This is a genomic window from Chlamydiales bacterium, from assembly GCA_031292375.1.
Classification (GTDB): Bacteria; Chlamydiota; Chlamydiia; order Chlamydiales; family VFKH01; genus JARLHF01.
Genome location: JARLHF010000038.1, coordinates 1 through 13,778, shown reverse-complemented (window position 1 = coordinate 13,778; position 13,778 = coordinate 1). Strand labels below are relative to the sequence as shown.

Below are 13,778 nucleotides of genomic sequence, written 5' to 3'. Positions count from 1 at the left end.
TAAATTAGTTTTCCGCAATACAAATTGAGGTACAATTCTTCTTGATATAAAATTGTGAGTTTTTATATAACTTAAGCCGAGTTTTGCGCCTGTAGTTCAATGGTAGAACCGTAGCCTTCCAAGCTACTTGTGTCAGTTCGATTCTGATCAGGCGCTTTTCTTTTTAAAAACATTATTAATACCAAGACTGAAATTTTTGTAAATCTAAGGATTAAAGCAAACTAAGGATTAAAGCAAAAATACCGTCGTCAATATAAAGGGACAAGGCTTGGCTGAGATTACAATTAAGGAACTTTTAGAAGCAGGCGCACATTTTGGTCACCAAAAGCGCCGCTGGAACCCAAAAATGAAAAGATTCATTTTTGAGGAGCGTAATGGTCTATACATCATTGACCTAGCAAAGACAATGCAACAAATTCGTTTGGCTGTTGAGTTTGTAAGAAAAATTGTGGCTTCACGCAAGACTATCTTGTTTGTTGGCACAAAAAAACAAGCAAAAAGTGTCATCAAAGAATGTGCTGAAGCGTGTAATGAGTTTTATGTTGCAGAACGCTGGTTGGGTGGTATGCTCACAAATTTACAGACCATTCGTCAATCTGTAAAAAAATTAGAAAAAGTAGAAAAAAAGGTTGCAATAGGTTCTGAAGGACTTACTAAAAAGGAAGTTTCGTTGCTTGTAAAAACGCAGGAGAAGCTCAATAAGAATTTAGGTGGCGTAAGAACCATGCGTAGAGTTCCAGGTCTTATCATCGTTGTTGACCCAAGTCTTGAACATTTGGCTGTTGCTGAAGCTAATAAATTGAATATACCTGTTTTAGGACTAGTTGATACTAACTGTGATCCAGATCCAATTCAACTTGTTATCCCTTGCAATGATGATGCCTTAAAGAGCATTAAATTGATTTTACAAGTCATTACACAAGCAATTATTGAACAGAAAAACGACATGCGTCTTTCTTCTGGAAAAGAGAGTGTAATGGAAGATGAAGCTGAGGAAGCAAAACATGTTTCATCAGCTGAAGAAGAATCTTTTAGTGTAGAGGGGATTGTATGACAAAACCAGTAACTGCAGAAATGGTTAAAGAGCTACGTGCAAGAACAGGTGTTGGCATGGCAAAATGTAAAGAGGCATTGGACCAATCTGGTGGCGATATGGATCTTGCAATTGCAAATTTAAGAAAAGCAGGTATTGCATCCGCTGTTAAAAAAGAGGGGCGTGAGACCAAGGAAGGTTTGATAGGTGTTGCTGAGTCTGCAAAGGCGCTTGCTTTGATTGAAGTAAATGCAGAAACTGACTTTGTTGCAAAGAATGAATCATTTCAGAAATTTTTGAGTGAACTTGCTCTAGAAGTTGCAAATACTACGCCCGTCTCTGTGGACGCGTTTTTACAACAGAAATTTTCTAAAGATCATTCGTTAACAATAGACCAACATAGAGCAATCGTTGTTCAGAGCATTGGTGAGAACCTAAAAGTACAACGTATCGCAGTTTTTCAAAAAGGTAACGATCGCTCACTTGGTTTTTACTCTCATATGGGTGGTAAAATTGTAACTTTTGTTGAAATTGAAGGAGCTTCTGGTGAAGAGGCTTTAGCAAAAGATATAGCAATGCATATTGCAGCAGAAGCACCTCAATACCTAGATTCAAGTGAAATCCCGGCTGATGTTAAAGCCCATGAAGAGGATATTGCAAAGGGGCAGGTAAAAGGTAAGCCTGAGAATATTATTGCAAAAATTGTAGAAGGTAAGATCAACGCCTTTTATGACCAAGTCTGTTTGCTTCGTCAAAAATTTGTAAAAGATCATACAATTACAATAGAGCAGCTTGTTGCAGCTAAGGCAAAAGAAATTGGCAAGCCAATTAAACTAAAGCGATTTTTGCGCTGGCAAGTTGGTGAGCAAAGCGTAGCAACTTGAGTTTTTCGCAAGGCAGCAACCGAAGTTTTTACTTTAGGTTGCTTTTAAGTTATAGCAGAAAACCCTTCTCAAAAGAGAGGGGTTTTTGTTTTTAGCGGAAGTTTTTTAGGAGACACATTTTGTTAAAACGTATTTTACTTAAACTATCAGGAGAAGCCCTTCTGGGCCAAGAAATTGTAGGGAAAGAGACAGCACTTATCATTGCAAGGTCAGTTAAACAGCTTCAGGAAGATTCAATACAAGTAGGTATTGTAATTGGAGGCGGTAATATTTTTAGAGGCAATCAGAATGCTCTTCTTGGAATATCAAGAGTTGCATCTGATCAGATGGGTATGCTTGCAACACTCATTAATGGGATAGCATTGCAAGAGTTATTTATAAGCATTGGGTGCAAGGTGAAGGTTTTAAGCGCAATTGCTTGTGGTAATTTTGTAGAGGAGTATTCACCTGCAAAGGCCATTGCTTATTTAGAACAGGGTTTTGCTTTAATTTTTGTGGGTGGTACAGGAATGCCCTTTTTTACAACGGATACTGCTGCGGCTTTGAGAGCAATTGAAATAGGGGCTGATATTATGTTAAAAGCTACAAAAGTGGATGGTGTTTATGATAAAGATCCTCACAAATACCCTGATGCTGTAAAATATGATAAAATTTCTTATTCAGAAGTGCTTGAAAAGTCTCTTGCTGTCATGGATCTTACAGCTACGGCCTTATGTATGGAAAATCAGCTACCTATTCTAGTCTTTGACATTTTTGCTCAAGATAGTTTAAAAAAGGCTGTATTTCAAAGTAATATTGGAACGCTTGTATCAAAGGAGTAAGAGTTTTATGAGTTATGAATCAGCAAAAACTAAGATGACGGCAGCTGTTGAGCATTTAAAAACGGAATTGAAGTCCATTCGGACAGGTAGAGCAAATCCTAGCATGCTTGATTCAGTTACGGTAGATGTTTTTGGAACGCCTACCCGGTTAAAGGGTGTTGCGAATGTAACGGCTCCTGAGGGCAGACAATTATTAATTACACCATTTGACCCTAATAATGTAGGTAGTATTGCAAAAGCTATAGAAAAGGCAAATCTGAATTTGCAGCCTATTGCTGATGGAAATGTTGTTCGTATTAAGATCCCTCCAATGGATTCTAATGCAAGGCAGGAAATGGTAAAGCTTTGTAAGAAAAAAGCGGAAGAAGCAAAGGTTAGTATACGTAATATTAGACGCGAGTGTAACGAATCGGTAAAGAAGCAGAAAAGCGCGGGTGATATTGCAGAAGATCAGATGAAAAGACTTGAAAAGCAGATTCAAGATTTAACAGATAAGTCCTGCAAAGAGATTGACGATGCAGCTCATGCAAAAGAAAAAGATGTAATGGAAATTTGAGATTGTTTGTGTATAAAACTGTTGCATGAAATTCTGTGTCACTGTAAACTCAAGCACTTCTTGTCCTGGGAGTGTTTTTAGAAACTTCTTATTACAAGAGGAAAATCTGGCCCCATCGTCTAGTCAGGTCTAGGACACCGGATTTTCATTCCGATAACAGGGGTTCGAATCCCCTTGGGGTCATCTTGAGTCTTTAGCTCAGTTGGTTAGAGCACCTCACTTTTAATGAGGGGGTCGATGGTTCAAGTCCATCAAGACTCAATTTTTTTTGTTAGTGTTATAATAGTTTTTTAAAATCTTATGTCAGCTCCAACTGAGAGAGCTGTTTCTGATAAGAAACGTGCCTCTGCAGTTACGCTCATGCGTCCTGTATCAAGTAGGGTTGTTCCGAAAAACCATCCAAAATGATCTCTTGTTTTATTACTGCTAGAAACAACACCATCGAGTGCTCCATTGGCAATTCCTCGTTCGTTGGCCCAGTAGACGCCAAGATAAGGAACTAGACAGCTTATTTTATGAGATAAGCCAAGGCTGTATTGTGAAGAGTGATCGGTGTAGGATAGTGTATGTGTTGCAGTAGCTCCATTCAATGTTGCGCTATCCACTGGTGTTCGTACTGCAGCCCCATATTGTACGTTTGCTCCTATATAGGTAGTTCCATAGTGTGCCCAATTGGCCTCCCATAATACAGCTTTTAGCCCGACGCCCCAATGTGTTCTTGTTGCTGAATGTAGGATGACATCTCCCACATCTGGAATAGCATTGTTTGAATCATACGAAAATACACCGACAGAGCCATAAAGATCGATTCTCTTCCAAAAGTTTAAGGTAAGTATGCCAGAGTTTGTTGTATAGCCTGTGGTTCTTACTGCACCTGTAGTAACAGTTTTTAAACGATCGGCAGTAACAAAGTTGCCAACATATCCAAATTTTACGCCAAAATTATCATTGCAATCATTACGAAATACCCCTTGGCTTAAAAGCGCGGGTGCTGCTGGATTGAGCTCTGCAAGAGCATAAATTGTGCATTGTGCAAAGAGAGCGGTTGTAAGTAAGAGTTGTTTTTTCATAAGACATCCATAAATTAAATTTCTTTGTTTTCCAGGAATTGGAATAAATCAGCAAGTAAATAAAATTTTATCATTTTTCTAAATGCCTTTTCTCACTTGAGTTTAAGAAGAGATTTCTTCATCATTGTTATACACAAACAAGTTCAAAAACCAATTTTTGAACTTGTTTGTGTATACAATATTTTACAGGAGTAGCATTGTAAATGCGTAGAAAAATTTCTGTGCTTGGAAGTACGGGTTCAATTGGTAAAAATGCCTTAAAAATCGCTTCAAACTCTAATGAAAAGGTTGAAATAGTTGCTCTTTCAGCAAAAGAAAATATCGATCTATTAGAGCAACAAGCATGGGAATATGCTCCACGCTTAATTGCTGTGTATGATAAAGAAAAAGCCTTGATCTTGCAAAAAAAATTACCTCATATTCGCGTGCTTGGTGGTATGGAAGGGTTATGCGAAGTTGCAACTCACCATGAAGCTGAAACAGTAGTTGCAGCAATTGTGGGTTCTGTGGGTTTATTGCCAACGATAGAAGCAATTAAAGCAAAAAAAGCGATCGCATTGGCTAATAAAGAGGTTTTGGTTGCTGCAGGAGCTTATATCATGCCCTTGGTAAAGGAGCATAATGTAGCTTTGATACCTGTAGATAGCGAGCATAGTGCTGTTTTTCAGTGCTTGCATCATGAAGATCCTAAATCAGTGCGCCGGATTATATTGACAAGTTCAGGAGGTCCTTTTCGTGAATGGAGTCTTGAGCAGCTTGGACAAGTTACTGTAGAGGATGCTTTAAAGCATCCTAACTTTGCAATGGGAGCAAAAATTACTATAGACTCTTCAACATTGATGAATAAGGGATTAGAAGTTATCGAGGCTTATTGGCTGTTTGGTGCCCAGTTAGATCAAATTGAAGTTATAATACATCCTCAACAAAAAATTCATAGCATGGTAGAGTTTATTGATGGTTCTATTATGGCTCAGATGTGTGAGCCAGATATGGTTATTCCCATTCAATATGCAATGACCTATCCAGAGCGGTTTCAGGGCCTATTAAAGCCTTATGACTTTGTAAAAAATTCAAGGTTGGATTTTATACAACCAGATATTTCAAAATTTCGCTGTCTCTCTCTTGCATATGAGGCGCTGCGTTTAGGTGGAACATTGCCTTGCTACATGAATGCTGCAAATGAAGTTTTAGTTAATCGTTTCTTGAAAAAAGAGATTTCTTGGATGAGCATTAGTGAAAAACTAGAAAGGCTCATGGGAAATTGTCAAAATCATCAAGATGTTTCTTTAGAATCCATTTTAGCTGTAGATGAGTCTGCTCGTAGAGATGCTCTAAAAATTTAATTATATTATAAATCTTGCGTGAAAAGACAAAATTGCGCAAGATTAGCCTAAAACATGAGGCGATTCAATATTAGACTTCTTGCGTAATTACATTTTATCGCATCTTAATTTCGTATTCGCTATCGCAATTTGATACGTCAAGTGATTTTGAAGTAGTTCAGTAGACTTCTTGCATAATTAGCTTTGCTTAGAAAAATTGAAATTTTTTGAGTAGATTTATTGATAAATTTATCAAGCATATGTGAGCATATGGTTGATAAATTTAACGATAAAGATGTCAAAAAAGACAATTTTAACAAGCAAATGTGATTACGCAAGAAGTCTAGTATAAAATGAACAAGATTGAAGCTTCTCACTTCATTTTATAAGATCATTTTTTTTGAGAAAATAATTGTTTAGGGTTGTATGCGTTTTGTTATAATTTTATTTTTAATTTGCACGTGTGTAGCAGACGCTAAAACAGTCTGTCTAAATATGATTGTTAAAGATGAGAGTGCTATCATTGAGCGTTGTCTTAATTCATGCAAAGATAAGATTGATTATTGGGTTATTGTTGACATGGGTTCTTGCGATGCAACAAAGCAGATCATTTGTCAATGTATGAAAAATAAGCCTGGAGAATTGCATGAGAGGTCTTGGGTTAATTTTGAGTATAATCGCAATGAAGCGCTTGATCTTGCAAGAGATAAGGCTGACTACATTTTATTTATTGATGCAGATCAGAGATTGGAGTTTGAGCCTACGTTTAATGAAGCAACATTGGAAGATCCCTATTATTATGTTACTACAGAGGAGCCAGGAGGCCTTACAAGTAAGCATATATTGTTAGTAGATGCAAGCTATCCATGGCATTGGACGGGATCTGTTCATGAAAGCATTAGTTGTGAGGGAATGGTTCTTGATTTTCAAAGAAGTATGAATGGGGTTAAGCTTATCAATGTTCAAGATGGTTGTCATGCTAGTGACCCCAATAGGCATTTAAAGGATGCAGAGACCTTGGAAATTGAAGTAAGAAAAAATCCTACAGACAGCCATGCTGTTTTTTGTCTTGCCCAGTGTTATCTTAATGCGAATCAAAAAATATTGGCTCTTAAATACTATGAGAGAAGGGTGCAGATGGAAGGATCTCTGGATGAAAAATGGTATTCGTTGTATACAGTCGCAAGATTGCATGATGAAATGGGCTTCCCATCTGATGTGATAACAAAAGAATATTGTCAGGCTTTTCAACAAAGACCTATTAGGGCAGAGCCTTTAGGGCTTTTAGCATTGCACCATTTGCAACGCGGAAATTTTATATTAGCTTACGCGCTTGCTGTACAGGCCTTGGGTATAAAAAAACCACAAGATGGATATTTTGTAGAAGATTGGTTTTATGAGTATGGCTCTCTTTGCATATATGCAGATAGCGCGCGTTGCCTGGGGGCTAAAGAGCAGGCTTTAAAAGCCTACCAACATGTACTGAAGCGAGAGTGCCTTCCAGAGGGTGTTAGATCCAAAATTAAAAAGACAGTTGAGGAACTCAGTGCGCCTATTTCTATAAAATAGACAAAGTTTATTATTTATTTTGCCAATAAATAAAGAAAAAAGTAAAACCTACATTTTATATCTTTTTTAATGAATATGGTTTTATATGATTAGATCGATTGCAACGATTGCAATTATAACGGGTACACTTCTTTCAAAAAGTCTTGATGCACAAACATCGACGTGGACAGGAGGTACATCAACAGATTGGAATACATCGGGGAATTGGAATAATAGTACGGTTCCAAGTGGCAGTGGAGCCACTGCAGCTATTCCCAATGTATCAAATCAGCCCATTCTTTCAGGGGCTTCTTCTGCAATAGGCATATTGTCTCTTACTCCGCCGAATTCGGCCACTCTTGTTACAATAGATAATGATACAATGACAATTTTATCTGGTGCAGGAAATGGTGTCATTGGATCTGGTACGGTTGCTCTTGAGGGCAATGGTTCAATAGAGTTTCAGTCGGGAACTTTTGCGTCTGGTGATTATGATGCAGGGGCCTCTCATAGCAATATTTCTTACATCGTTACAGGGGGCGGTACAGGCAATATTACATTTGATACAGGCTCTTCTGGAATCAGCGGTACATCAACTTTAAATATTTCAAGTACGAGCACAAACATTGGTAATTTGGCAGTTAATAGTTCGATAAGCGTTTCAACGCTTAACTTTGGAAATAGTAGTGATACAGTTAGCCTTGGAAGCGGTAACGCATTGACGTTATCAGGAGGTTCTAGTGCGATTGCAGGTGTGATTTCTGGTCCTGGTAGTCTTGTGTTTTCTTCTACAGGCACTCTTGGATTGAACGGGAATAATACATTTTCAGGTGGAACGACTCTTTCTTCTGGTAGTATTAATCTGGGCAGTAGCTCTGGCCTTGGGACAAGTACGCTTGCTATGTCAGCTGGAACTACGTTGAACCTATCGAATACAGTATCTACTGGCAATGCTATTACTCTGAGTGGCTCTGATGCAATCTCTGTTGCAAGTGGCACAGGTACATTATCTGGAATCATTAGTGGATCTGGATCCCTTACTCAATCAGGCGCAGGAACGCTCGTATTTTCTGGTGCCAATACTTATACTGGAGGCACGGATGTATCAGCAGGTACGCTTCAACTAGTAGGTGGAGGTAATTTAGCAACTACAGGAACAGTAACAGTTGCTGGTATTCTCGATATGAGCAATACAACACAGAGCTTTGGACCACTTGCAGGTAGCGGTACTGTGCATTTGGGAACGGGTACTTTAACTATTAATGAAGCATCGAATACGACATTTTCTGGAGTTGTCGATGGGGCTGGGCATATAGTTAAAGCAGGTAGTAGCGCCCTTACTCTGTCCGGACAAAATACATATTCACAAGGCACAGAACTTTCTGCTGGCACTATTATTCTTGGAAGTAGCTCTGGAATTGGAACGGGCACGCTTGTAATGGATGCGTCTACCACTTTAACTCTTTTAAATACAGTGTCTACTGGTAACGCAATTACTTTAAGTGCTGCAGAAAATGTTTCTGTTACAAGTGGTACAGGGTCCTTAACGGGTGTCATCAGCGGGTCTGGATCTCTTACTGTGGCAGGTAGTGGAGCTCTTGGATTAAGTGGAAATAATACTTATACAGGTGGTACGGCACTTACTGCTGGTACTATTGATTTGGGAAGTAGCACAGGTCTTGGAACAAGCACACTTGCCCTGTCAGCTGGAACAACTTTGAACTTATCGAACACAGTATCTGCTGGTAATGCAATTACGCTGGCAGGTAGTGATGCTGTGGGTGTAGCTTCTGGTACAGGATCTTTGACAGGTGTCATTAGTGGGTCTGGATCTCTTGTTAAAGCAGGTGGTGGCGCTCTTGGATTGGGTGGAAGTAATACTTATACAGGAGGCACGACACTTGCTGCTGGTTCTATTGATTTGGGTAATAATACAGGTCTTGGAACAAGCACACTTGCCATGTCAGCTGGAACTACTTTAAATGTGTCAGATACGATATCTGCTGGCAACGCAATCACACTGGCAGGTAGTGATACTGTGGGTGTAGCTTCTGGTACAGGATCTTTAACAGGTGTTATTAGCGGATCTGGATCACTTACTGTAGCAGGTAGTGGCGCTCTTGGATTAAGTGGAAGCAATACTTATACAGGAGGTACGACACTTACTTCTGGTTCTATTGATTTGGGTAATAATACAGGTCTTGGAACAAGCACACTTGCCATGTCAGCTGGAACTACTTTGAATCTATCGGATACAGTATCGGCTAGTAACGCAATTACATTAACAGGTAGCGATACTGTGGGAGTTGCTACTGGTACGGGATCTTTAACAGGTATTATTAAGGGAAGCGGCTCTCTTAGCGTGACAGGTAGTGGTGCTCTTGGATTAAGTGGAAACAATACTTATACAGGTGGCACAACACTCTCTTCTGGCATCATTAACTTGGGCAATAGCGCAGGTCTTGGAACAAGCACACTTGCCCTGTCAGCTGGTACTACCTTGAACCTATCGAACGCAGTGTCTGCTAGCAACGCAATTACATTGACAGGTGGTGATAATGTAGGAGTGATTTCCGGTACGGGTTCATTGACAGGTGTTATTAGTGGATCTGGATCGCTTACTGTGGCAGGTAGCGGTGCTCTTGGACTAAGTGGAAATAATACTTATACGGGAGGTACAACTCTTTCTTCTGGTAGCATCGATTTAGGTAGCAGTACGGGCCTTGGAACAAGTACGCTTGCCCTATCAGCTGGCACCACTTTAAATCTATCGAACGCAGTGTCTGCTAGCAACGCAATTACATTGACAGGTGGCGATACTGTGGGAGTTACTTCCGGTACGGGTTCATTGACAGGTGTTATTAGTGGATCTGGATCGCTTACTGTGGCAGGTAGTGGTGCTCTTGGGTTAAGTGGAAATAATACCTATACGGGAGGCACAACTCTTTCTTCTGGTTCTATTGATTTAGGTAGCAGTACGGGTCTTGGAACAAGTACGCTTGCCATGTCAGCTGGAACCACTTTGAACCTATCGAATACAGTATCTGCTGGTAATGCAATTACACTAACAGGTAGCGATGCTGTGGGTGTTGCTTCTGGTACAGGGTCCTTAACTGGTGTTATTAGTGGATCTGGATCTCTTGTTAAAGTAGGTAGTGGCGCTCTTGGATTGAGTGGAAGCAATACTTACACGGGTGGTACAAATCTTAATACTGGTATCATCAACCTTAGTAATGGTTCTGGTCTTGGAACAAGTACGCTTGCCATGTCAGCTGGTACTACTTTAAATGTGTCGGATACAGTATCGGCTAGCAACGCTATTACTTTAACAGGTAGTGACACCATAGCAATTGCTTCTGGTACAGGTACGTTATCTGGAATTATTAGTGGATCGGGCTCTCTTACGCAATCAGGTGCAGGAACGCTCGTATTTTCTGGTGCCAATACTTATACAGGTGGTACGGACGTTTCAGCAGGTACACTTCAACTAGTAGGTGGAAGTAATTTAGCAACTACAGGAACTGTAACTGTCGCTGGTATTCTCGATATGAGCAATACAACACAGAGCTTTGGACCACTTGCAGGAGCTGGTACGCTGCATTTAGGCACTGGTACTTTAACTATTAATGAGACATCAAGTACGACATTTTCTGGAGTTGTTGATGGAGCTGGGTACATAGTTAAGGCAGGTAGTAGCGCCCTTACTCTGTCTGGACAAAATACATATTCACAGGGAACAGAACTTTCTGCTGGCACTATTATTCTTGGAAGTAGTTCCGGTCTTGGAACAGGTACGCTTGTAATGGATGCATCTACTACTTTAACTCTTTTAAATACCGTGTCTACTGGTAACTCTATTACTTTAGTTGCCGCTGAAAATGTTACTGTTTCAAGTGGTACAGGGTCTCTAACAGGTATTATTAGTGGATCTGGATCTCTTACTATGGCAGGTAGTGGCGCTCTTGGGTTAAGTGGAAATAATACCTATACAGGTGGTACGGCGCTTACTGCTGGATCTATTAATCTTGGTAATGGTTCTGGCCTTGGAACAAGTACACTTGCCATGTCAGCTGGAACTACTTTAAATTTATCAGATACAGTCTCTGCTAGTAATGCAATCACTTTGAGTGGCTCCGATGCAATCTCTGTTGCAAGTGGCACAGGTACACTATCTGGAATTATTAGTGGCACTGGTTCTCTTACTCAGTCGGGCGCAGGAGCACTCGTATTTTCTGGTGCCAATACTTATACAGGTGGTACGGACGTTTCAGCAGGTACACTTCAACTAGTAGGTGGAAGCAATTTAGCAACTACAGGAACAGTAACTGTCTCGGGTATTCTCGATATGAGCAATACAACACAGAGCTTTGGACCGCTTGCAGGAGCTGGTACACTGCATTTGGGCACTGGTACTTTAACTATTAATGAGACGTCGAATACGACATTTTCTGGAGTTGTTGATGGAGCTGGACATATAGTTAAGGCAGGTAGTAGCGCTCTTACCTTGTCTGGACAAAATACATATTCACAGGGCACAGAGCTTTCTGCTGGCACTATTATTCTTGGAAGTAGTTCTGGTCTTGGAACGGGCACACTTGTGATGGATGCATCTACTACCTTAACTCTTTTAAATACAGTGTCTACTGGTAATGCCATCACTTTAAGTGCTGCTGAAAATATTTCTATTACAAGTGGTGCAGGCTCTTTGACAGGTGTCATTAGTGGATCTGGATCTCTTACTAAAGCAGGTAGTGGCGCTCTTGGACTAAGTGGAAACAGTACTTATACAGGAGGCACAACGCTTTCTGCTGGCATTATCAATCTGGGTAATAGCTCAGGTCTTGGAACAAGCACACTTGCCCTATCAGCCGGAACCACTTTGAACTTATCAGATACAGTATCTGCTGGTAATGCAATTACATTGGCAGGTAGCGATACTGTGGGTGTAGCATCTGGTACAGGATCTTTGACAGGTATCATTAGTGGGTCTGGATCTCTTGTTAAAGCAGGTAGTGGAGCTCTTGGATTGGGTGGAAGTAATACTTATACAGGAGGTACGACACTTACTGCTGGTTCTATTGATTTAGGTAATGGCGCAGGTCTTGGAACAAGCACACTTGCCATGTCAGCTAGTACCACCTTAAACCTATCAGATACGGTATCTGCCGGTAACGCAATTACCTTGACAGGCAGTGATACGATAGGAGTTGCTACTGGTACGGGATCTTTAACGGGTGTTATTAGTGGCTCTGGATCTCTTACTATGACAGGTAGTGGAGCTCTTGGATTAAGCGGAAACAACACTTATACAGGAGGTACAACCCTTTCTTCTGGTATCATCAATCTTGGCAATAATTCTGGTCTTGGAACAAGCACACTTGCCATGTCAGCTGGAACTACTTTGAATCTATCGGATACAATATCTGCTGGTAACGCAATTACATTGACAGGTGGCGATACAGTGGGAGTTGCTACTGGTACAGGATCCTTAACAGGTATTATTAAGGGAAGTGGCTCTCTTACCGTGACAGGTAGTGGCGCTCTTGGATTAAGTGGAAACAATACTTACACGGGTGGCACAACCCTCTCTTCTGGTATTATCAATCTTGGCAGTAGCACAGGTCTTGGAACAAGTACGCTTGCCCTATCAGCTGGCACCACTTTAAATCTATCGAACGCAGTATCTGCTAGCAACGCAATTATATTGACAGGTGGCGATAATGTGGGAGTAATCTCTGGTACAGGTTCATTGACAGGTATTATTAGCGGATCTGGATCACTTACTGTAGCGGGTAGCGGAGCTCTTGGATTAAGTGGAAATAATACCTATACAGGAGGTACAACTCTTTCTTCTGGTAGCATCGATTTAGGTAGCAGTACGGGTCTTGGAACAAGTACGCTTGCTATGTCAGCTGGAACTACGTTGAACCTATCGAATACAGTATCTGCTGGTAATGCAATTACACTAACGGGTAGCGATACTGTGGGTGTAGCTTCTGGCACAGGGTCCTTAACGGGTGTTATTAGCGGATCTGGATCTCTTGTTAAAGTAGGTAGTGGCGCTCTTGGATTGAGTGGAAGCAATACTTACACGGGTGGCACAAACCTTAATACTGGTATCATCAATCTTAGTAATGGTTCTGGTCTTGGAACAAGTACGCTTGCCATGTCAGCTGGTACTACTTTAAATGTGTCGGATACAGTATCGGCTAGCAATGCTATTACTTTAACAGGTAGTGATACCATAGCAGTTGCTTCTGGTACAGGTACATTATCTGGAATTATTAGTGGCACTGGTTCTCTTACGCAGTCGGGCGCAGGGACACTCGTATTTTCTGGTGCCAATACTTATACTGGAGGCACGGATATATCAGCAGGTACGCTTCAATTAGTGGGTGGAAGCAATTTAGCAACTACAGGAACTGTAACTGTCGCTGGTATTCTCGATATGAGCAATACAACACAGAGCTTTGGACCACTTGCAGGAGCTGGTACGCTGCATTTGGGCACTGGTACTTTAACTATTAATGAGACATCAAGTACG

General features: G+C 40.6%; 7 protein-coding genes, 3 tRNA genes and 1 pseudogene. 10 read left to right on the top strand and 1 reads right to left on the bottom strand.

Annotation, left to right across the window (positions count from 1 at the left end):
• The first annotated feature begins 85 nt into the window (after nucleotides 1-85).
• The 7 genes and pseudogenes from P4L16_05025 to P4L16_04995 all read left to right on the top strand — a co-directional run bounded on the left by P4L16_05025 (nucleotide 86) and on the right by P4L16_04995 (nucleotide 3,555).
• Nucleotides 86-156: transfer RNA gene (locus P4L16_05025), tRNA-Gly, on the top strand.
• 97 nt (nucleotides 157-253) lie between these two features.
• Nucleotides 254-955: pseudogene (gene rpsB, locus P4L16_05020) on the top strand (30S ribosomal protein S2).
• Nucleotides 956-1,050: 95 nt separating this feature from the next.
• A complete protein-coding gene (gene tsf, locus P4L16_05015; protein MDR3624481.1) occupies nucleotides 1,051-1,917 on the top strand; it encodes a translation elongation factor Ts in 867 nt (288 codons plus the stop codon).
• Between the two features lie 119 nt (nucleotides 1,918-2,036).
• On the top strand, nucleotides 2,037-2,738 hold the full coding sequence (pyrH, locus tag P4L16_05010) for a UMP kinase (protein ID MDR3624480.1): 702 nt from the start codon (nucleotides 2,037-2,039) through the stop codon (nucleotides 2,736-2,738).
• Between the two features lie 7 nt (nucleotides 2,739-2,745).
• Complete coding sequence (gene frr, locus P4L16_05005) at nucleotides 2,746-3,294, top strand: ribosome recycling factor (protein MDR3624479.1); 549 nt, start codon at nucleotides 2,746-2,748, stop codon at nucleotides 3,292-3,294.
• A 108-nt stretch (nucleotides 3,295-3,402) separates the two neighbouring features.
• Nucleotides 3,403-3,477 (top strand) — tRNA-Glu (locus P4L16_05000).
• Nucleotides 3,478-3,481: 4 nt separating this feature from the next.
• Nucleotides 3,482-3,555, top strand: a tRNA-Lys gene (locus P4L16_04995).
• 29 nt (nucleotides 3,556-3,584) lie between these two features.
• On the opposite strand, the gene P4L16_04990 is transcribed toward P4L16_04995, so the two are convergent.
• On the bottom strand, nucleotides 3,585-4,364 hold the full coding sequence (locus tag P4L16_04990) for a hypothetical protein (protein MDR3624478.1): 780 nt from the start codon (nucleotides 4,362-4,364) through the stop codon (nucleotides 3,585-3,587).
• A 203-nt stretch (nucleotides 4,365-4,567) separates the two neighbouring features.
• On the opposite strand from P4L16_04990, the gene P4L16_04985 reads away from it, so the two are divergent.
• From P4L16_04985 to P4L16_04975, 3 genes are all read left to right on the top strand, one after another.
• A complete protein-coding gene (locus P4L16_04985) occupies nucleotides 4,568-5,707 on the top strand; it encodes a 1-deoxy-D-xylulose-5-phosphate reductoisomerase (protein ID MDR3624477.1) in 1,140 nt (379 codons plus the stop codon).
• A gap of 405 nt (nucleotides 5,708-6,112) precedes the next feature.
• On the top strand, nucleotides 6,113-7,255 hold the full coding sequence (locus tag P4L16_04980) for a glycosyltransferase (GenBank protein MDR3624476.1): 1,143 nt from the start codon (nucleotides 6,113-6,115) through the stop codon (nucleotides 7,253-7,255).
• Between the two features lie 85 nt (nucleotides 7,256-7,340).
• The coding region (locus P4L16_04975; protein ID MDR3624475.1) for an autotransporter-associated beta strand repeat-containing protein at nucleotides 7,341-13,778 on the top strand (6,438 nt) is incomplete at its 3' end.